At 60.3% G+C, this 19129-nt stretch carries 18 protein-coding genes; 11 read left to right on the top strand and 7 right to left on the bottom strand.

Features of this window, described 5'->3' with window-relative positions:
* Positions 1–24: 24 nt before the first annotated feature.
* On the bottom strand, positions 25–543 hold the full coding sequence (locus B195_RS02005; RefSeq protein ID WP_004419479.1) for a glycine cleavage system protein R: 519 nt from the start codon (positions 541–543) through the stop codon (positions 25–27).
* Between the two features lie 371 nt (positions 544–914).
* On the opposite strand from B195_RS02005, the gene B195_RS02000 reads away from it, so the two are divergent.
* Positions 915–3092 carry a malate synthase G gene (locus tag B195_RS02000; RefSeq protein WP_004419480.1) on the top strand — a complete coding sequence of 726 codons (2178 nt, stop codon included), beginning with the start codon at positions 915–917 and terminating at the stop codon, positions 3090–3092.
* Between the two features lie 191 nt (positions 3093–3283).
* On the opposite strand, the gene B195_RS01995 is transcribed toward B195_RS02000, so the two are convergent.
* The gene (locus B195_RS01995) at positions 3284–3724 is read right to left on the bottom strand and encodes a response regulator (RefSeq protein ID WP_004419482.1); all 441 of its coding nucleotides are present in this window, start codon (positions 3722–3724) and stop codon (positions 3284–3286) included.
* Positions 3725–3997: 273 nt separating this feature from the next.
* On the opposite strand from B195_RS01995, the gene B195_RS01990 reads away from it, so the two are divergent.
* From B195_RS01990 to B195_RS22960, 7 genes are all read left to right on the top strand, one after another.
* Positions 3998–5932, top strand: coding sequence for a putative nucleotidyltransferase substrate binding domain-containing protein (locus B195_RS01990; protein ID WP_004419484.1), 1935 nt, complete (start codon positions 3998–4000; stop codon positions 5930–5932).
* Positions 5929–6639, top strand: a complete 711-nt coding sequence (locus B195_RS01985; RefSeq protein ID WP_004419485.1) for a PolC-type DNA polymerase III — start codon at positions 5929–5931, stop codon at positions 6637–6639. Before B195_RS01990 ends, B195_RS01985 begins: the two co-directional genes overlap by 4 nt.
* Before the next feature lie 198 nt (positions 6640–6837).
* Entirely contained in the window at positions 6838–7362 is a 525-nt protein-coding gene (locus tag B195_RS01980) for an RNA polymerase sigma factor (protein WP_165439574.1), read from the top strand.
* Entirely contained in the window at positions 7359–8336 is a 978-nt protein-coding gene (locus B195_RS01975) for a FecR domain-containing protein (RefSeq protein WP_004419488.1), read from the top strand. The genes B195_RS01980 and B195_RS01975 overlap by 4 nt, the downstream gene beginning before the upstream one ends.
* 90 nt (positions 8337–8426) lie before the next feature.
* On the top strand, positions 8427–10862 hold the full coding sequence (locus tag B195_RS01970; protein ID WP_004419489.1) for a TonB-dependent siderophore receptor: 2436 nt from the start codon (positions 8427–8429) through the stop codon (positions 10860–10862).
* 131 nt (positions 10863–10993) lie between these two features.
* Positions 10994–12106: a PepSY domain-containing protein gene (locus B195_RS01965; RefSeq protein ID WP_004419491.1), complete on the top strand. Its 1113-nt coding sequence runs from the start codon at positions 10994–10996 to the stop codon at positions 12104–12106.
* Positions 12103–12279 (top strand): hypothetical protein, encoded by a 177-nt coding sequence (locus B195_RS22960; protein WP_004419493.1) that lies wholly within the window; start codon positions 12103–12105, stop codon positions 12277–12279. Before B195_RS01965 ends, B195_RS22960 begins: the two co-directional genes overlap by 4 nt.
* A 30-nt stretch (positions 12280–12309) precedes the next feature.
* On the opposite strand, the gene B195_RS01960 is transcribed toward B195_RS22960, so the two are convergent.
* The gene (locus B195_RS01960) at positions 12310–12810 is read right to left on the bottom strand and encodes an ATP-dependent zinc protease (protein ID WP_004419495.1); all 501 of its coding nucleotides are present in this window, start codon (positions 12808–12810) and stop codon (positions 12310–12312) included.
* Between the two features lie 229 nt (positions 12811–13039).
* Here B195_RS01960 and B195_RS01955 point away from each other — a divergent pair, with 229 nt between their 5' ends.
* Positions 13040–13927 (top strand): acyltransferase, encoded by an 888-nt coding sequence (locus B195_RS01955; protein ID WP_004419497.1) that lies wholly within the window; start codon positions 13040–13042, stop codon positions 13925–13927.
* A gap of 2 nt (positions 13928–13929) precedes the next feature.
* Here the strand turns inward: B195_RS01955 and B195_RS01950 are convergent, their stop codons facing one another.
* The gene (locus B195_RS01950; protein ID WP_004419500.1) at positions 13930–14487 is read right to left on the bottom strand and encodes a DUF2780 domain-containing protein; all 558 of its coding nucleotides are present in this window, start codon (positions 14485–14487) and stop codon (positions 13930–13932) included.
* A gap of 387 nt (positions 14488–14874) precedes the next feature.
* On the opposite strand from B195_RS01950, the gene B195_RS01940 reads away from it, so the two are divergent.
* Together B195_RS01940 and B195_RS01935 are read left to right on the top strand one after the other, a co-directional pair.
* Positions 14875–15507, top strand: coding sequence for an RNA polymerase sigma factor (locus B195_RS01940; protein WP_085985557.1), 633 nt, complete (start codon positions 14875–14877; stop codon positions 15505–15507).
* The gene (locus B195_RS01935) at positions 15504–16178 is read left to right on the top strand and encodes an anti-sigma factor domain-containing protein (protein ID WP_004419505.1); all 675 of its coding nucleotides are present in this window, start codon (positions 15504–15506) and stop codon (positions 16176–16178) included. The genes B195_RS01940 and B195_RS01935 overlap by 4 nt, the downstream gene beginning before the upstream one ends.
* Positions 16179–16221: 43 nt before the next feature.
* Here B195_RS01935 and fdhA read toward each other — a convergent pair whose 3' ends face one another.
* From fdhA to B195_RS01920, 3 genes are all read right to left on the bottom strand, one after another.
* Positions 16222–17421: a formaldehyde dehydrogenase, glutathione-independent gene (gene fdhA, locus B195_RS01930; RefSeq protein WP_004419507.1), complete on the bottom strand. Its 1200-nt coding sequence runs from the start codon at positions 17419–17421 to the stop codon at positions 16222–16224.
* 106 nt (positions 17422–17527) lie between these two features.
* Positions 17528–18385, bottom strand: coding sequence for a formyltetrahydrofolate deformylase (gene purU, locus B195_RS01925; RefSeq protein ID WP_004419510.1), 858 nt, complete (start codon positions 18383–18385; stop codon positions 17528–17530).
* Between the two features lie 91 nt (positions 18386–18476).
* Positions 18477–19109: a sarcosine oxidase subunit gamma gene (locus tag B195_RS01920; protein WP_004419513.1), complete on the bottom strand. Its 633-nt coding sequence runs from the start codon at positions 19107–19109 to the stop codon at positions 18477–18479.
* Positions 19110–19129: the final 20 nt, after the last annotated feature.

Here is a 19129-nt window from a genome sequence, read left to right as displayed (position 1 = left end):
CCTGCGCAACAGCAGGGTCGGCCCCTAGTCCTCGGGGCGCAACTCGAGCCCGACCATCAACTCGTCGGCCAGGGTTTCCAGGCGCGCCTGCAACACCTCCAGCGAGAGCGTCAGCGGTACCGCCAGAATGGCCTCGGCATGAAACAGCGGCTCGTTGCTCATGGGCGCGGGTCGCACATCCGTCACCAGACGCTCCAGATTCACTCCCTGCTCCGTCAGCACCCGGGTAATGTCGCGCACTATGCCCGGACGGTCATTTCCCACCAGGTCCATGGCAATCGGCTTCCAGGTGCAAGACTGCTCGATCCCGCTTTCGGCGATCAACACCCGAATCCCGTCCGGCGCCAAGCCGTGCAGCGCAGCGATCAATTCATCATGGGCTTCAGCCGGCACGCCTACGCGCAAGATCCCGGCGAATTGCCCGGCCATCCGTGACATCCGGCTTTCCAGCCAGTTGCCGCCATGCTCGGCGATGCATTGGGCAATACGTTCGACCTGCCCGGCCTTGTCCGGGGCAAAGACCGTAATCACAAGATGGTTCATGGCGGGGACTCTCTTGTTAGGGGTCGGATGAGTATAGGCAAGACCTCGGGTGCCACTTCAGGTGCCGCAAAAACACCTCGAAAAAACAAATTGTGTACTGTTTTTAGAATTATCTGGAACAAGCTGTACAATTCTTGAGAACATCCTGTTCTTCTGTATGACCGATAGCGTACAAATGGTCGCAGAACGACGTGATTAGTCTGATTTTCACATCTGCAATTGATCATGTAGTATCCCTTGGCGACCACTACATAATTCGTAATATGGTTCGCCAAGGCGTCTGCTACACCCCGCACAACCCCGCCAGCATGAGCTAACGCGGTGTTTTAAGAAGCGCTCCAGGCTTTAAATAAAAATGAGTGAGGCAAGCAATGACTGAACACGTTCACGTCGGTGGCCTGCAGGTCGCCAAAGTCCTGTTCGACTTCGTAAACAACGAAGCCATTCCCGGTACCGGCCTCGACGCCGACCAGTTCTGGGCCGGTGCCGACAAGGTTATTCATGACCTGGCACCCAAGAACAAAGCACTGCTCGCCAAACGCGATGATTTGCAGGCGCGGATCGACGCCTGGCACCAGGCTCAGGCCGGCAAGGCCCATGACGCCGTGGCTTATAAAGCCTTCTTGCAAGACATCGGGTATCTGCAGCCAGAAGCGGCGGATTTCCAGGCAACGACACAGAACGTCGACGACGAAATCGCCCGCATGGCAGGTCCCCAACTGGTGGTCCCGGTGATGAATGCGCGCTTTGCCCTCAACGCCTCGAACGCCCGCTGGGGGTCGTTGTATGACGCGTTGTACGGCACCGATGCCATCAGCGAAACCGATGGCGCCACCCGGGGCAAAGGCTACAACAAGGTCCGTGGCGACAAAGTGATCGCCTTCGCCCGCGCCTTCCTCGACGACGCCGCGCCCCTGGCAACAGGTTCCCACGTTGACGCCACAGGCTACGCCATTGTTGGCGGCGCCCTGCAGGTGAGCCTCAAGGGCGGCGCCAGCAGCGGCCTGCGCGACACTGCGCAACTGACCGGCTACCACGGCGCGGCCGCGGCACCGACCGCCGTGTTGCTCAAACACAATGGCCTGCACTTCGAAATCCAGATCGACGCTGCCAGCCCGGTCGGCCAGACCGACGCTGCCGGGGTCAAAGACGTGCTGATGGAAGCCGCGCTGACCACCATCATGGACTGCGAAGACTCAGTCGCCGCCGTCGATGCTGACGACAAGGTGGTGATCTACCGCAACTGGCTCGGCCTGATGAAGGGCGACCTGAGCGAGCAAGTATCCAAGGGCGGCACAACCTTCACCCGCACCATGAACCCTGACCGCGAATACACCGCGCCCGACGGCGGCACTGTCAGCCTGCACGGCCGGTCGTTGTTGTTCGTGCGTAACGTGGGTCACTTGATGACCATCGATGCGATCCTCGACAAAGACGGCAACGAAGTACCTGAAGGCATTCTCGACGGCCTGCTGACCAGCCTGGCAGCAATCCATAGCCTCAATGGCAAAGCGACCCGCACCAACAGCCGCACCGGGTCGGTGTACATCGTCAAACCGAAAATGCACGGCGCTGAAGAAGCGGCGTTCACCAACGAGCTGTTCGGCCGCATCGAAGATGTCCTGAAGCTGCCACGCAACACGCTCAAAGTCGGGATCATGGACGAAGAGCGCCGCACCACCATCAACCTCAAGGCCTGCATCAAGGCCGCCAGCGAGCGGGTGGTGTTTATCAACACCGGCTTCCTGGACCGTACTGGCGACGAGATTCACACCTCGATGGAAGCCGGGCCAATGGTGCGCAAGGCGGACATGAAGTCCGAAAAATGGATTAGCGCGTACGAAAACAACAACGTCGATGTCGGCTTGAGTACTGGCCTGCAAGGTCGTGCGCAAATCGGTAAAGGCATGTGGGCCATGCCCGACCTGATGGCTGCCATGCTGGAGCAGAAAATCGCTCACCCGCTGGCCGGCGCCAACACCGCCTGGGTGCCTTCGCCGACGGCAGCCGCCCTGCATGCGCTGCACTACCACAAGGTTGACGTGTTCGCCCGTCAGGCCGAGCTGGCCAAACGCGCCCCGGCCTCCGTGGACGACATCCTGACCATCCCGCTGGCCGTTAGCCCGCAGTGGACGCCCGAGCAGATCCAGAACGAACTGGACAACAACTCCCAGGGCATTCTCGGTTACGTGGTGCGCTGGATCGACCAGGGCGTTGGTTGTTCGAAAGTACCGGACATCAATGACATCGGCCTGATGGAAGACCGTGCGACGCTGCGCATTTCCAGCCAGCACATCGCCAACTGGCTGCGCCATGGCATCGTCAACCAGACCCAGGTACTTGAAAGCCTCAAGCGCATGGCTCCGGTGGTCGACCGTCAAAATGCCAACGACGCGCTGTACCGTCCGCTGGCACCGGACTTCGACAGCAACATCGCCTTCCAGGCAGCGGTTGAACTGGTGATCGAAGGCAGCAAACAGCCAAACGGATACACCGAGCCTGTTCTGCACCGTCGTCGTCGCGAGTTCAAAGCCAGGAATGGTTTGTAACAAACCCCGAAAACCGCAAGCCCCTGCAGAGCGCTGTCTTTGCAGGGGCTTGCGGGTCCCGGGATATTCTCAATAACGCCGTGTTTACCCTGTAAACACGGCGTTATTGTTTAAAGCCCTCCCGCACCAGCTCGCCCCTGCAGTTGAGATCGCCGTTGTTCAAGCGAACCGCATTGCGGCCATGTGCCGGGCTACAACGCCAGTTCCTGCTTGATCAGCTTGAGCAACTTGGCGGTGTCGATAGGTTTGAGCAGGAAATCCACCACGTTGAGGTGCATCGCATCGATGGCATCACGCACTCCTGCATCGCCCGACATGATGATGATCGGCAAGCTTGCCCGCTCGGATGCGCGCACTTTGCGGATCAGGTGCAGGCCATCGTGGGGCACCATGCGCAAATCGGTGAGTATCAGCCCGATGGAGTGTTCAGACTTCAACAACGCCAGCGCCTGACGTTCATTTCTTGCGGTCACACACTCAATGCCGCTCAAGGTCAAAAACTCCGCCAGCAACTCGCAGGCCAACTCATCATCGTCAACAATCAACACCCCATGCTGCTCCGGCACAGGTGTTCGCATCACCTCGTTCAAGGCCTCGCGTTCGGCGTCGGTCAATATGTCGTGTTCAGTCATGCGGCTCTCGTAAACTGTCCTGCCGGTCAAATATCCCAGCGTTAAAGTCGGTTAATCCTTGATCGGATCAATGTGCACCCAGATCAGAGTAATTCCAAGTCCGGCATCAGGGTAAACAAGGAAATAGTCTGTAAGCATTCGCAAAAACTTCAACAGGCCTCTTCCCCATAGACTTACGTCCAATGGGCACCCGCGCCCAGACAACCGAGCATGAGGGTCACAACACGCCATGGGCCCGCCCCGTCCCGTCATAACAACAATGCGGTAATGGTAATGAGTAAATCGGATGCATTTCTCCAGGCAGGGAAAACTGCGGTGCTGCAGAACATTCACGGCACCATGCAATTCTTGCAGCGATTCCCGCCCTTCAACCAAATGGAAAATACGCACCTGGCATTCCTGGTGGAGCAGTGCCAGCTGCGCTTCTACGGGCCCGGTGAGAGCATCATCCGACCGACTGACGGGCCGGTGGATCACTTCTATATCGTCAAGCAGGGCCGGGTGGTGGGTGAACGGACCCATGTAGGCCGTGAAGACGCCGAGACCACCTTTGAAATCACTGCCGGCGAGTGCTTTCCGCTGGCCGCGTTGCTGGGCGAGCGCGCCACCCGTACCGAACATCTGGCCGCCGAAGACACCTTTTGCCTGCAACTGAACAAGCCTGCATTTATCAAATTGTTCGCCCTGTCCGACGAGTTCCGCGACTTTGCCCTGCGTGGCGTCAGCAGCTTGCTCGACAAGGTCAATCAACAGGTGCAGCGAAAAGCCGTAGAAACCCTCGGCACGCAATATTCACTCAACACCCGCCTCGGTGAACTGGCCATGCGCCACCCGGTGACCTGTCTGCCGGACACCGCGCTGCGTGAAGCTGTGCGCCTGATGCACGAACAGCAGGTGGGCAGCATTGTGGTGGTGGACGGGCACAAAGCGCCGCTGGGCATCTTCACCCTGCGCGACCTGCGCCAGGTGGTGGCCAGCGGGATTCAGGATTTCGCCCAAACCATCGACCTGTACATGACCCCCGGGCCGTTTTACCTGTCCCCCGATCACAGCGCCTTCGACGCCGCCATCGCCATGACCGAGCGCCATATTGCCCATGTGTGCCTGGTCAAGGATCAGCGCCTGTGCGGCGTAGTCTCCGAGCGCGATCTGTTTTCTCTGCAACGGGTTGACCTGGTTCATCTGGCCCGCACCATCCGTCATGCCCCCCGGCTGGAAAACCTGATCAGCCTGCGCGGCGAGATCGGGCAACTGGTGGAACGCATGCTGGCCCACGGCGCGTCCTCAACCCAGATCACTCATATCATCACCCAGCTCAACGACCACACCGTGTGCCGGGTCATCGAGCTGGTGCTGGCCGACCGTGGCGATCCTGGCGTGCCCTTCAGCTGGCTGTGCTTTGGCAGCGAAGGGCGACGCGAGCAAACCCTGCATACCGACCAGGACAACGGCATTTTATTCGAGGCCAGGGACGCCACCCAGGCCGCTGAAATCCGCCAGCGCCTGCTGCCCATCGCACAGCAGATCAACCATCATCTGGCGGCATGCGGCTTTACCCTGTGCAAGGGCAATGTCATGGCCGGCAACCCGGAGCTGTGCTTGTCGCGCGCCGAATGGGCCCGCCGTTTCGCCGCCTTCATTCGCGAGGCAACCCCCGAAAACCTGTTGGCCTCGAGCATCTATTTCGACCTGCGGGTGGTCTGGGGTGACGAACAGGGCTGCCAGCAACTGCGCCGCGGCATTCTCGAACAAGTGGCCGACAACCGCCTGTTCCAGCGCATGATGGCCGCCAACGCCCTGCGCCATAGCCCGCCGGTGGGGCGTTTCCGTGAGTTTGTACTGGAGCGCAAAGGCAGCGACAAAGCCACCCTGGACCTCAAGGTGCAGGGCCTCACGCCGTTCGTTGACGGTGCACGGCTGCTGGCTCTGGCCCACGGCGTGGAAGCCAACAACACCCTGGAACGCCTGCGCCAGCTGGTGACCCAGGAAGTGATCGAGGCACTGGACGGCGCGGCCTATGAAGAGGCCTACCACTTCATCCAGCAAACCCGCATGCAACAGCACCAGTTGCAAACCCGGGAAAACCGCCCGTATTCCAACCGTGTCGACCCGGACAGGCTGAACCAGCTGGACCGGCGCATCCTGCGTGAAGCCCTGCGCCAGGCCCAGCGCCTGCAGAGCAGCCTGGCCCTGCGGTATCAACTATGAGCCTGCTGTCCTGGTTGCTGCCGCGTAAAAAGCCGGTCTTGAGCCCTGAGCAACAACAACGAGTGCTGCAACTGCCGGCACCACCCGGGCTGAGCGAGGCCTCACTGCGCCAACAGCGCTGGGTGGTGGTCGACCTGGAAACCAGCGGCCTGAACCTCAATCGCGACCAGGTGCTGTCGATTGGCGCGATGGTCATCGAAGATGGTGCCATCGATCTGGGCCAGGCGTTCGAACGCACCCTGTTGCGCCCCGACAACACCCTCAACCCCAGCGTGTTGCTGCATGGTCTGAGCCCGGAAGCAATTGCCGCGGGCAGTGATCCGGTGGATGCCCTGCTGGACTTTATGGCCTTTGTCGGTGACAGCCCGCTGCTGGCCTTTCACGCCCCATTTGACCAGCACATGCTGGGGCGTGCCCTTAAAGACAGCCTGGGCTACCGCCTGCAGCACCCGTTTCTGGATGTGGCGGCCCTGGCGCCGATGCTGTGCCCGCAGGTCAATCCGCGAGAGGCGGGGCTTGATCACTGGATCCGGCACTTCAACCTGCAAGTCGAAGACCGCCACAACGCCAGCGCCGACGCCCTGGTCACCGCCGAACTGGCGTTGATCCTGTTCAGCCGCGCACGCACGCAACAGATCGACAGCCCCCTGGCCCTGCAGCAGCGGCTAAACCAATGGCAGCGACGCAAACAAGCCCATAGCTTCTGACACCGGACTCGACTCCTGAAGCGACACCACAGCTGACTTCACACCTGTAGGAGCGAGCTTGCTCGCGCGCCTTTCATGGCTGCGCCAAAGAGCTCGCGCCTGCAGGCTGTTTACCTTCCGATGAGTGTCAATTGCGCATGCCCATTGCCTCTGACACAATCGCGAATAGTTATCGTTAGTTAATGCATGTATTCGGTGATGCCCTTGTCGTCAGTCCAAACCCCCCACAGTGAACTGGTTGGAGCGCTTTACCGCGACCATCGCGGTTGGCTGCTGGCGTGGTTGCGACGCAATGTGGCCTGCCCGCAACGGGCGGAAGACTTGAGCCAGGACACTTTCGTGCGCCTGCTGGGCCGTGAAGACCTCAAGGCCCCCCGCGAACCCCGGGCTTTTCTGGCCGCCATTGCCAAAGGCCTGCTGTTTGACCATTTTCGCCGCGCTGCCCTGGAACAGGCCTACCTCAACGAGCTGATGCTGATCCCCGATGCCGAGCAACCCTCGCCCGAAGAGCAGCAACTGATCCTCGAAGACCTCAAAGCCATCGACCGCCTGCTGGCCAAACTCTCGAGCAAATCCCGGGCGGCCTACCTCTATAGCCGTATCGACGGCCTGACCCACGCTGAAATTGCCCAACGCCTCGGCGTATCGGTGCCCCGCGTGCGCCAGTATCTGGCCCAGGGCATCCGCCAGTGCTACATCGCCCTGTATGGCGAGCCGGCATGAGCCCGGTCAGCTCCAAACCGGTATCGGCACCCGTGCTGGATGCTGCCATTGCCTGGCAACTGTGCCTGGACTGCGGCAATGGCAGCGCCTTGGAGCAAGCCGAATTCAACAAGTGGTACAGCGCCAGCGAAGAGCACGCGCGGGCCTGGATGCAACTGGGCATGCTCGATCACCGCTTCAGCAGCACCAGTGTCCCGGCGCGTAACGCCTTGCTCAAGGCCCGCAGCGGCGTACAGCAACAGGTGCGCAAAATCGGCGGCGGCCTGGCAAGTATTGCGCTGGTGTGCGGGCTGACCTTGTTCGCCAGCAAAGACTACCTGCCGGTTGATTACTGGATGGCCGATCACCGCACCGCTACCGGCGAGCAACGCCAGTTACGCCTGGCCGATGGCACCCTGCTGAACCTCAACACCCACAGCGCAGTCGATGTGCGCTTTGATGGCACGACGCGACGCATCGTCCTGCAAGAAGGCGAAATCATGGTCGAGACCGGCCATGGCGACCCCCGGCCTTTTGTCGTGCAAACCCGTGATGGCAGCTTGCGAGCATTGGGCACGCGGTTTCTGGTCCGGCGCGAAGACGACGGCACCCGCCTCAGCGTGCTGCAGTCGCGGGTTGCAGCGCATCCCGAAAACAGCGTCGACGAAATCATCTACACCGAAGGTCAGCAAGTGCTGATGCACCGCGATTACCTGGGCCAGATGCTCGCCGTCAACCCCGGGGCAGACGCCTGGACCCGCGGCATGCTGGTGCTCGACAACGTACGCCTGGCCGACATGGTGCACGAACTCAAGCGCTATCGACGCGGCCACTTGGGCGTCGACCCCGACGTCGCCGACCTGCGCATCAGCGGCAGCTTCGCGCTGAACAACGTCGAGCTGGCCCTCAATGCCCTGCTGCCCGCCTTGCCGGTGAAGATTGAACAGCACACCCCGTGGTGGGTCACCATCAGCGCCAGGCCGGCAAAAAACTAAATCTAAATTATTTTCAATCAGCCCTATCACTTTTCGGATCTCGTTCGGCAGATAGTCATTGAGAAACATTTCCATTCAGGAACCCGCCGAATGTCCCGCTCCCTCGACACCTTTTTGCGCCCTGGCCTGTTAGCCGTAGCCATCGCCCTCAGCATCCCGCTGACCAGCACCTGCGTCATCGCCGCCGAACAGGCCCCGACTGCGCGCAGCTACAACCTGCCCGCCGGACCGCTGGCCGCCACCCTGAACCAGATCGCCAGCCAGTCGGGTATCACCCTGGCCATCGACCCGGCCCTGGTTGCAGGTAAAACGTCAGCCCCGGTCCAGGGTTCGTTCGAGGCCAGCACTGCATTGCGCGAGGCGTTGCGCGACAGTGGCCTGCAACTGGTGCCGGGAAGCGCCGGCAGCTTCAGCCTGATCGCCATTCCTGAAGGGGTGGTGGCGCTGGAAGCCACCACCATCAGCGGCCAAAGCAGCTATGAAAGCCCGTGGGGCCCGGTGGACGGCTACCTCGCCCAACGTACCGCCGCCGGCACCAAGACCGACACGTCCCTGCTCGAAGCCCCGCGCTCGATCTCCGTCGCCACCCGCAGCCAGATGCAGGACCGGGCGGTGCAGAACCTGGATGATGCGGTGCGTTACATGCCGGGCGTAACGGCCAGCAGCTATGGCAGCGACAGCCGTGCAGAATGGCTGAAGGTGCGAGGTTTCGAGCCAACCCAGTTCCTCGATGGCCTGCCATTGCCCAAGGGCACCTATGCCATGCCCAAGCTTGAAACCTGGGACCTGGAACGCGTGGCCCTGCTCCGCGGCCCGGCGTCATCGGTCTACGGCCAGACACCTGCCGGCGGCCTGCTGGATATGGTCAGCCGGCGCCCGGAAGACAGCGCCAGCCACGAAGTACAGATGCAGATCGGCAGCTATCAGCGCAAGCAGATCAGCTTCGACAGCACCGGCCCGATTGATGATGAAGGACGTTTTCTGTACCGCGTCAGCGGCGTGGTGCGTGACAGCAACACCGCCATCGACCACAACGAAGACAAGCGCTACAACATTGCACCGAGCCTGACCTGGAACATTGACGAAGACACCAAGCTGACCTTCCTCAGCCAGTTCAACCGTGATGACACCGGGATCACCAGCCAGTTCTTGCCGCTGCAAGGCACCAAGGTGTCCACGTCTGCGGGCAAAGTGAAGTATCACGAAAACCTCGGTGATCCGAAGTGGGAGTTCTACGACAAGACCTACTACGCACTGGGCTATGCGTTTGAGCACCGCCTGAACGACGTGTGGCAGTTCCGTCAAAATCTGCGCTACACCAAAAGCGATCTGGCCTTCCAGGGCATCACGGCGGGCGGTTACTACGGCTCGGTGGCAGACGATGGCACGGTTGAGCGCGGGGCCAACGTGGTGGATGAAGACATCAGCCAGTTCGCCGTGGACAACAATTTCCAGGCCGACTTCGACACCGGCGCAATCAAGCACACCGTGTTGATCGGTCTCGACCATCAGCGCGTCAATACCAACTACAAATGGGATTACGGCGCCGCGCCTGCCAGCAACATCATCAACCCGATCTACGGGCAGGATTTCAGCAACGTCAAATACACCACCTACAACGACTACAACCAGAAAACCCGCGACACCGGTCTTTACCTGCAAGACCAGATGGCTCTGGACAACTGGCGCTTGACCCTTGGCGGACGTCAGGACTGGTTGCACACCGACACCACGTTCTACAACGAGAAAAATGCCCGCGACACACGTGACGACAGCGCCTTTACCGGTAATGCCGCACTGAGCTATGTATTCGATTCCGGCTTCACGCCTTATGTTTCGTACGCCGAATCCTTCCAGGCCGAACCGGGCGGTTTTGCCGGAAAATCATTCAAGCCCGGCACCGGCAAGCAGTACGAACTGGGCCTCAAGTACCAGCCACCGGGCAGCGACATGCTGTTTACCGCCGCAGTCTATGACCTGACCCGCAAGAACATTGTGCTGAGCGATACGCTGGGCGTCAGCCGTCCGCTGGGTGAAGCCAACGTGCGTGGCCTGGAACTGGAAGCGGTGGGCAACGTTAACGAGAACCTGAAGTTGACGGCAGCCTATACCTACGCCAACACCAAAATGACCAAGGTGTCCGACCCGCTGGACAAGAACCGTCCACTGCCGCTGACCCCCGAGCATCAGGCTTCTATCTGGGCTGACTACACCTGGCACAAAGGCGCGCTGGAAGGCTTCGGCGTAGGCTTTGGTGCCCGCTACATCGGCGAGACCGACAACATCGCCATTGGCAGCATGGCCTATGTACCGGACGCTTCCTACGGTCATACAGACGCCTATACCGTCTACGATGCGGCGGTGCATTACGACCTTGGCAAGATGAACAAATCACTGCAGGGCGCCACGGTTTCGGTTAACGCCAACAACGTGTTCGACAAGCAATACCTGTCGACCTGCGATGGTTTCTACTGCTACTACGGCGACCGCCGCAACATCATGGCCAGCGTCAACTACAAGTGGTAACCCGCTAAACGCAACACCAATACCCACCTGCAGGAGCGAGCTTGCTTCGCGATGAAATCATCCCCTACCGAGGGGCCGGCATCGCGAGACAAGTTCGCTCCTGCAGGGGAGTTTTTGCATTTGGGAATGTCATGAAAAGCAAAACCATCCGCCGCTGGTCCTTCATTCACACCTGGACCAGCCTGATTTGCACCGCGTTTTTGCTGATGCTGGCGCTGACCGGCCTGCCGTTGATTTTTCACCATGAAATCGACCATCTGCTGGGCGACGCGCCGCAGGTCAAGGAATTGCCCGCCGGTACTCCAACCCTCGATCTGCAACAACTGGTGCTCGCCGCACAGGCCCACCGGCCGGGCGAGGTCATGCAGTATTTCGGCTGGGACGACGATGAACCCAACGCCGTCCTGACCATCATGGCCCCCACCGCAGGTACCGAACCCAATTCGTCCCATACCTTCATGCTCGATGCACGCACCGGCGAGGCGATTGATGTGCCCTCCGCCAACGGCGGCATCATGATGGTCATGCTGCGTCTGCACGTGGACATGTTTGCCGGCCTGCCCGGCAAACTGCTGCTGGCATTCATGGGCATCCTGTTCGTACTGGCGATCATCTCCGGCACCGTTTTGTACTTGCCGTTCATGCGCCGCCATGACTTCGCCACCGTGCGCACCGACAAATCCCGGCGCCTGCGCTGGCTCGACCTGCACAACCTGATTGGCGTCGTGACCCTGACCTGGGCACTGGTGGTGGGCGTGACCGGGGTGATCAGCGCCAGCGCCGACCTGATCATCGCTGCCTGGCGTGCTGAAACCCTCAGCGCCATGATCGAACCCTACCGCGACGCCCCGCCATTGACTCACCTGGCACCTGCCAGTGATCTATTGCACATCGCCGCCAGGGCGGCACCCGACATGCAGCCGGACTTTATCGCCTTCCCCGGCACCCGGTTCTCCAGCGAACACCATTACTCGGTGTTCATGAAAGGCAGTACTCATCTGACCTCACACCTGCTGACTCCGGTCCTGATCGACGCCAGCAACCTTGAAGTCACCGCCGTGGCCGGACGGCCCTGGTACATGGATGCCATGGGCATGTCGCAGCCGCTGCACTTTGGCGACTACGGCGGCATGCCGATGAAAATCCTGTGGGCAGCACTCGACCTGCTGACCATCGTGGTCCTGGGCAGTGGCCTGTACCTGTGGTGGGTACGTCGCCGCGCGGCACAGGAGAGCACCCGATGAAACCGCGTCAGTCGAGTTTCTGGAAGGTGTTTTCCATTCCGCTGGCGATAGCCCTGGTGGGCGCCACCGGGTTGTTCTGCGCACTGCTGGACGATGGCGCCTGGGATTCGCTGAGCTGGATAGGGCTGGGCATACCGGCGTGGATCAGCCTGCGAGGCTTGCTCAAGCGTTGACCCTACCCCGCAGGGTAGGGCCAGGTCGCATCAGCAATCAGGCTTGTCTGCCGTATAACGACGGGCCGGGTTAACCGCGGCACCGAACTCGCGCAACGCCTTGGCACCGATCAGCAGCGGGTAGTTGAAGCTGCTGCGGTCGGTGAGGTTGACCTCAACCGTGCGTTTGACATTGCCCAGGCACATTTCCAGATCAACCACCGGGCGCTTGGCGCTTTCGCTCGCGTCCTTGTCTTCGTCTTCATCGGCGCGGCTTTTGATTTTGCTGATGCGTGCCACTTTGTGTTCATACACCTTGCTGCTCGCACCTTCGGTGGCCAGCTGGAAGCGTACCCAGTCGTCACCATCGCGGGTAAAGGTCTGGATGTTTTTGGCCGACAGCGACGCGGTCAGGGCACCGGTGTCCATCTTGGCTTTCAGGGTTTCACCGATTTCCGGCAACTTGATGTATTCGTAGCGCCCGTACAGGGTCGGCTCGGCGGCCATCACCGGCAATGCCAATACAGAGAGCAAGGCTAGAACAGACTTCATAAAGACAGTTTCCTTCGGTTTGACGCTGCCGGCAGGGGCGAGTCTGGCTCGCGATGCTGGCAACTCGTTTAATTCATTTGCCGTGGTGATGCTATTGCGAGCAAGCCCGCTTCTACAGTGTCGGTTGAACGATAGCGGCTGGCGCGTGAAACATTTGTCGATACGCCGATTTGGCGTTCGGCAAGGCTCTGCTTATCATTGCCTGTCATTAAACGTTCAAGAGTTACTTATGCGCCGCCTGCTCACCGGCTGTCTGGTCACACTGCTACTGCTGTGCAACACCCTCATCCTGTTTGGCCCCTTGATGCTGTTTGCCCTGCTCAAACTCATCTCGCCGGGTCGCCTGCGCGATTACAATTCGTGGGCCGTGATGTGGATCGCCGAGACCTGGTCTGAAATCGACAAACGCATTTTCGCCCTGTGCCTGCCCACCCAATGGGACATTCGCGGCGCTGAAGGCCTGAGCCGCGATACCTCGTACCTGGTGATCAGCAATCATCAATCCTGGGTGGATATCCCGGCGCTGATGCAGGGCCTTAACCGGCGTACGCCGTTCTTCAAATTCTTCCTCAAAAAACAACTGATCTGGGTGCCCTTTCTGGGCCTGGCCTGGTGGGCGCTCGACTACCCGTTCATGAAGCGTTACTCCAAAGCCTTCCTCGCCAGACACCCGGAACTCAAAGGTGAAGACCTGAAAATCACCCGGGCAGCCTGCGAGCTGTTCAAGCGCCAGCCGGTGACCGTGGTCAATTACCTTGAAGGCACGCGTTTCACCCCGGCCAAGCGCGCCCGGCAACAATCGCCCTACACCTACCTGCTCAAACCCAAGGCGGGCGGCGTGGCGTTTGTACTGGCCGCCCTGGGCGAACAGCTGGATGCCGTGCTCGACGTGACCGTGGTTTATCCACAGGCAAAAATTCCGGGCTTTTGGGCATTGATCAGCGGGCAAGTGCCCAAGGTGATTGTCGACATTCAGATCCACCAACTGGACCCGGCGTTATGTCAGGGGGATTACGAGAATGATCCGCTGTTTCGCCAGCAGATCCAGAGCTGGGTCAACCAGCTCTGGATCAAGAAAGATCAGCGCATCAGCACCTTGCGTGCCGAGCGCGATTGATCTTAAACGCCCCAGGCGCTACCCAGTTTGCTCAGCAGCGAAGTGCTGACGTTCTGGCCTTTGAAGTAGTCCAGCAGGACCGGAGCAAACTTGGCGACCATTCCGTCCTGCATGCCCAGCGCAGAGAACGCAGCATCAAGCTGGCTGGTATTGGCCACGTTGCTCACAGCGCTGGTCGCGGTTTCGGACACGCCATTGGTCTTGCCCAGCAAACCGCCCAGTTGGCTCAGTTGACCCAGGGCACCGGCGCCAGCCAGTTTGTTAACACCCGGCACTTGCTTGGTCAGCTCGGAATAGTCACTTGAGGTCAGCTGGTTTTTCGCCAGGCTCAACATCGCGCCAACACCGCCAGCCGCCTGCTCGGGTTTGACCCCAAGTTCGTTGACCTTGCTCAGCAACTGTACCGCTTGTGCCGACTTGTCAGTGGTCGCGCCGTTACCGTTGGCGCCCTGCATTTGAGCCGCGACGCCAGCCACATCGCTCAAGCTGAAACCCGCAAACACCGGGCTTGCGGCCACGGTCATAAATGTTGCCAGTGCCACTGCGCTCAACTTTTTCATCGCATCAACCTCTATATCCAAAGAGCCGCGCGTCAATTAACGCGACGGCAAAACTGTGTGTAAGACCCGAAAAACCGGCAGATGTTCCCAAATGCCACTACGGGATCAAACGGCACGCAATCTTAATTGAAAAATTGTTTGCCCGCGCTGCATCCGCTTTGCCTTCGCCTGCGTATATCAAGCACGGACAGACCTTGTTGACCGCCTGCCAACCGACAAGGGCACAGACCATGAAACGCAACTCGATCAGAACCCCGTTGATTGCCAGCCTTCTGAGGCTGGTTGTTGCCGCCAGCAACTGTCGACAAAGTGCTGATGCCTGAATAGTGCATGCCTGCCCGGCCGGTGGGCACCCACGGTAAGCGGCCGGTCAATGGGAACCCCGCCATGAATGGAATAACTCTATATGCTCAACTAATCTCAACCGACAACTGGCATGGAGCCATCCCCAGTCATGTAGGGAGAACCGGTATTTTAACTGCCAACACCGAGAACCTGAGACAGCTGCTGGCCCAATGCTCGTTGGGCAATCGACGCGCTTTCGAAACACTTTACCGCAGCGTTGCTCCCAGCCTGCACAGCGTAGCCCTGCGTTGCATGGGCCGACGCGACCTTGCTGAAGAAGTGGTGCAGGAAAGCTTTGTGCGTATCTGGCACAACGCCTCACGTTATGAAGCTCATTTGTCGGCGCCATTGACCTGGATGATCAACATCACCCGCAACCTGGCCATCGACCAACTGCGCAAACACCGGGAGTTGCCGTTAAGCGATCTGCAACAGAACGCCGTGGCCGATGACACCCCGGGCGCCGATGAGCAACTGGACAGCGCCCGCTCCTCCCGTGCCCTCAATCATTGCCTTGAGCAACTGGACGGCATGCAGCGCCAGACCATTACCATTGCCTACTTCCATGGCTTCAGTGCCAGCGAACTGGCCACGCAACTGGCAGCACCTCTGGGCACAGTCAAATCCTCGATTCGCCGGGGCATGGAACGTCTGCGCAGGTGCCTCGAATCATGAACTATCAAACTGCCGAGCGGCGCCGGGCTCTGGCTGGCGACTATGCCATTGGCCTGATGCCGCCCACTGCCCGCAAACGTTTTGAACAGCTGCTGCTGGACGACCCGCATTTGCGCGCCGAACTGGCGCAGTGGGACACCCATCTCGCCAGCCTGGCCGAACCCCTGTCTGCGCAGCCCGTACCCGAGCACGTATGGCAGGCCATCGTCTCGCGCATCGAACCACAAAAACTGCATGTGCCGGCCAGGCGTCCGTTCTGGACCTGGCTACGCACGGGGGTTGTGATCTGCTCTTTGCTGATTGCCGTCACCGTGGGCCTGCTCTATACCCGCGACAACGTCCAGTACAAGGCCACCCTGCTCAGCGGCACCGAGCAACCGGGCTTGCGGATCGAAGCTCACACCGACTATCTGCAGGTTCAACCGCTGCAACTGGCAGCCCTCGATGCCGGGCGCAGTCTGGAGTTGTGGGCGATTCCGGTGGATGGCAAGCCTGTATCACTGGGCCTGATCCCCACGGGCGGGGACGGTATGATCGGTCTGAGCAAAAGCCAGCAGCAATTGCTTGGCCCCCATGTTGTGCTGGCCGTGAGTCTTGAACCCAAGGGCGGCTCAACCACCGGTCAGCCGAGCGGGCCAGTGTTGTACCAGGGCCCGTTGGCTGCGTTGTAAACATCACTGGCGCAGCGGTTCGCTGCGCCAGTGTGTGCAGGGATCAGACCCCGCTGAACAGTTTGTGCGGATCGATCACAAATTTCTTCGGTACCCCCGCATCAAACTCGCCATAGCCACGCGGAGCATCATCCAGACTGATCACTTCAACGCCGACGATGTCGGCGATTTTGATCCGGTCCCACATGATGGCCTGCATCAGTTGGCGGTTGTACTTCATCACCGGAGTCTGGCCGGTATGGAAACTGTGGGACTTGGCCCAGCCCAGACCAAAGCGAATGCTCAGGCTGCCCATTTTCGCAGCCGCATCCACAGCACCCGGATCTTCGGTCACGTACAGGCCAGGGATACCGATTTTGCCCGCTACCCGCACCACTCCCATCAGAGAGTTGAGTACCGTGGCCGGGGCTTCGTGCTTGACCCCGTCATGCCCGTGGCCACGGGCCTCAAAGCCCACCGCATCGACTGCGCAATCCACTTCGGGCTCGCCCAGCAGCTCGGCAATCTGTTCGTGCAGCGGAGTGTCTTTGGACAAATCGGCAATTTCAAAACCCTGGGCCTTGGCGTGCGCCAGACGAATCGGATTGACGTCGCCGACAATCACCACGGCCGCGCCCAACAGTCGCGCCGAAGCCGCCGCTGCCAGACCGACCGGGCCTGCACCGGCGATGTACACCGTGCTGCCAGGGCCGACACCGGCGGTCACGGCACCGTGGTAGCCAGTGGGCAGAATGTCGGAAAGGCAGGTCAGGTCACGGATCTTCTCCATCGCCGCGTCGCGGTCCGGCAACTTGAGCAGGTTGAAATCGGCATAGGGCACCAGCACATATTCGGCCTGGCCGCCGACCCAGTCGCCCATGTCCACGTAACCATAAGCGCCGCCGGGACGGGCCGGGTTGACGGTCAGGCACACCCCGGTATTTTGTTCCTTGCAGCTGCGGCAACGGCCGCACGCCACGTTGAAGGGCACCGATACCAGGTCGCCGACTTTCAAATGCTCCACGTCGCGTCCGGCCTCAATCACCTCCCCGGTAATCTCATGCCCCAGCACCAGCCCGGTTTGCGCCGTGGTGCGTCCGCGCACCATGTGCTGGTCGGAACCGCAGATATTGGTCGATACCACTCGCAGGATCACGCCGTGATTGATTTGTTTGCCCTGCGGGTTCTGCATCTTCGGGAAAGGGATGCTTTGCACTTCCACCTGGCCATTGCCCAGGTACACCACACCGCGATTGTCAGCCATCGAGTTCACCCTTGTTGTTATTTGAGGGCAGTTGCACGCGGCAAGCTAAAAGCCGCAAGCAGTCTGCTGTGACTTGCAGCTTGCAGCTTAGAACGGGCTGCTGCGGTTACAGCACCACCGTACGACCTCCATTTAGGAAAACGCGCCGCTCGATGTGATACCCCACGCCCCGGGCCAGGGTTTGCGCCTCGATGTCGCGGCCCTTGGCGATCAGGTCTTCGGGGTAATGGCTGTGATCCACCACCTCGACCCCCTGGGCGATGATCGGGCCTTCATCCAGGTCGTTGTTGATGTAGTGCGCAGTGGCGCCCACCAGCTTGACCCCCTTCTCGTAAGCCTGGTGATAGGGCTTGGCGCCTTTGAAACCGGGCAGCAGCGAGTGATGGATATTGATCGCCTTGCCGTCCAGTTTGCGACACAGCTCAGGCGACAGCACTTGCATGTAGCGGGCGAGAATCACCAGCTCGGCGCCGGTGTCTTCGATCACTTGCCAGACCTTCGCCTCCTGCGCCGGTTTGTCGGCGGGGTTGAGGGCGAAGTGGTGATAAGGAATGCCATGCCATTGGGCCAGCGGCTCAAGGTCCGGGTGATTGGACACCACGGCCACCACATCCATCGACAACTGGCCGATGCGCTGGCGGTAGAGCAAGTCGTTAAGGCAGTGGTCGGCTTTGGACACCATGATCAGCACTTTGGGCCGGTAGTGAGGCGGGGTCAGCTCGAACCTCATGCCAAAGGCTTCGCCGCGTTCGGCCAGGCCGGCGCGGAATTCGTGCTCGTCGAAGCCATCGGGCTGGCGGAACTCGACACGAATGAAAAACCGTCCGCAACGCTGGTCATCGAACGAATGGTGCTCGGTGACATAGCAGCGGTGCTCAAACAGATAACGCGTCACCGCATCCACCGTACCCAACAGGCTGGGGCAGTCAGCGGTGAGAATCCAGGTATCCGGGGCGCGGCTCATGGGGGGGGTCCTTGTAATTGTGTGGAATGGCGTAACCCTTGTGGAAGCTGGCAAGCCAGCTCCCACAATCAGTTATGTGATCGCGCGTTGCTCAGGCCTCGACACTCAGCCCGTATTGCGCCGCTGCATCCTGCAACCATAACCACCAATAGTCCGAAAAGCTGCGCCGGATCAGCAGTTCCCAGGTGTCTTCGCCGGTATGGCGGATGACCAGCTGCGATTTGGCGAACACCGTACCCACGGCCTTGCCCACCGGGAAGTTGTCGGGGTGCACGTCATAGCTGGTGGACTTCATCAGCACTTCACGCACGTTGGGCCCGCTCAGCTCCAGCAGTTGCTGGCCGCCACTGACATTGACCACCGAAATATGCAGCCCCGCCAGCGCTGCGCGCAGGGCTTGTTCCACAGCGAATTCCTGGCCACCGGGCACAATCAGCAGCCACTCGTCCGGGCCCATCCATTGCAGCGATGTCTGATCCTTGGCCACCAGGCTCAAGGCCACCGGCAATTCCAGGCCCAGGGCCTTGTGCACACCTTCGGCAAAGGCCGGGTCTTTGGCGTCGCCACGCAGGGTCAGATGCCCCAGAAGTTTTTTCTCGCGCACGATGACACCGGGATTTTTACGGCCTTTGCCAATCAGCCCGGCGAGGTTGGCGTGGTGTAACGATGACTCGGCTTTCGCGCCCGAGTCAGGGCGTTGTTGGTACACGTTGGCTGTGGTCATGAATCACCCGTTCGCAATGT

The organism is Pseudomonas sp. Lz4W, assembly GCF_000346225.2.
Taxonomy (GTDB): Bacteria; Pseudomonadota; Gammaproteobacteria; order Pseudomonadales; family Pseudomonadaceae; genus Aquipseudomonas; species Aquipseudomonas paraversuta.
Note: the sequence above shows the minus strand (reverse complement) of the source record. Positions and strands in the feature narration are given on the sequence as shown.

Bases quoted from the DNA above. Each gene is read 5' to 3' on its own strand.
- B195_RS02005 (WP_004419479.1), bottom strand. From the start codon at position 543: ATGAACCATCTTGTGATTACGGTCTTTGCCCCGGACAAGGCCGGGCAG.
- B195_RS02000 (WP_004419480.1), top strand. From the start codon at position 915: ATGACTGAACACGTTCACGTCGGTGGCCTGCAGGTCGCCAAAGTCCTG.
- B195_RS01995 (WP_004419482.1), bottom strand. From the start codon at position 3,724: ATGACTGAACACGACATATTGACCGACGCCGAACGCGAGGCCTTGAAC.
- B195_RS01990 (WP_004419484.1), top strand. From the start codon at position 3,998: ATGAGTAAATCGGATGCATTTCTCCAGGCAGGGAAAACTGCGGTGCTG.
- B195_RS01985 (WP_004419485.1), top strand. From the start codon at position 5,929: ATGAGCCTGCTGTCCTGGTTGCTGCCGCGTAAAAAGCCGGTCTTGAGC.
- B195_RS01980 (WP_165439574.1), top strand. From the start codon at position 6,838: ATGCCCTTGTCGTCAGTCCAAACCCCCCACAGTGAACTGGTTGGAGCG.
- B195_RS01975 (WP_004419488.1), top strand. From the start codon at position 7,359: ATGAGCCCGGTCAGCTCCAAACCGGTATCGGCACCCGTGCTGGATGCT.
- B195_RS01970 (WP_004419489.1), top strand. From the start codon at position 8,427: ATGTCCCGCTCCCTCGACACCTTTTTGCGCCCTGGCCTGTTAGCCGTA.
- B195_RS01965 (WP_004419491.1), top strand. From the start codon at position 10,994: ATGAAAAGCAAAACCATCCGCCGCTGGTCCTTCATTCACACCTGGACC.
- B195_RS22960 (WP_004419493.1), top strand. From the start codon at position 12,103: ATGAAACCGCGTCAGTCGAGTTTCTGGAAGGTGTTTTCCATTCCGCTG.
- B195_RS01960 (WP_004419495.1), bottom strand. From the start codon at position 12,810: ATGAAGTCTGTTCTAGCCTTGCTCTCTGTATTGGCATTGCCGGTGATG.
- B195_RS01955 (WP_004419497.1), top strand. From the start codon at position 13,040: ATGCGCCGCCTGCTCACCGGCTGTCTGGTCACACTGCTACTGCTGTGC.
- B195_RS01950 (WP_004419500.1), bottom strand. From the start codon at position 14,487: ATGAAAAAGTTGAGCGCAGTGGCACTGGCAACATTTATGACCGTGGCC.
- B195_RS01940 (WP_085985557.1), top strand. From the start codon at position 14,875: ATGAATGGAATAACTCTATATGCTCAACTAATCTCAACCGACAACTGG.
- B195_RS01935 (WP_004419505.1), top strand. From the start codon at position 15,504: ATGAACTATCAAACTGCCGAGCGGCGCCGGGCTCTGGCTGGCGACTAT.
- fdhA (WP_004419507.1), bottom strand. From the start codon at position 17,421: ATGGCTGACAATCGCGGTGTGGTGTACCTGGGCAATGGCCAGGTGGAA.
- purU (WP_004419510.1), bottom strand. From the start codon at position 18,385: ATGAGCCGCGCCCCGGATACCTGGATTCTCACCGCTGACTGCCCCAGC.
- B195_RS01920 (WP_004419513.1), bottom strand. From the start codon at position 19,109: ATGACCACAGCCAACGTGTACCAACAACGCCCTGACTCGGGCGCGAAA.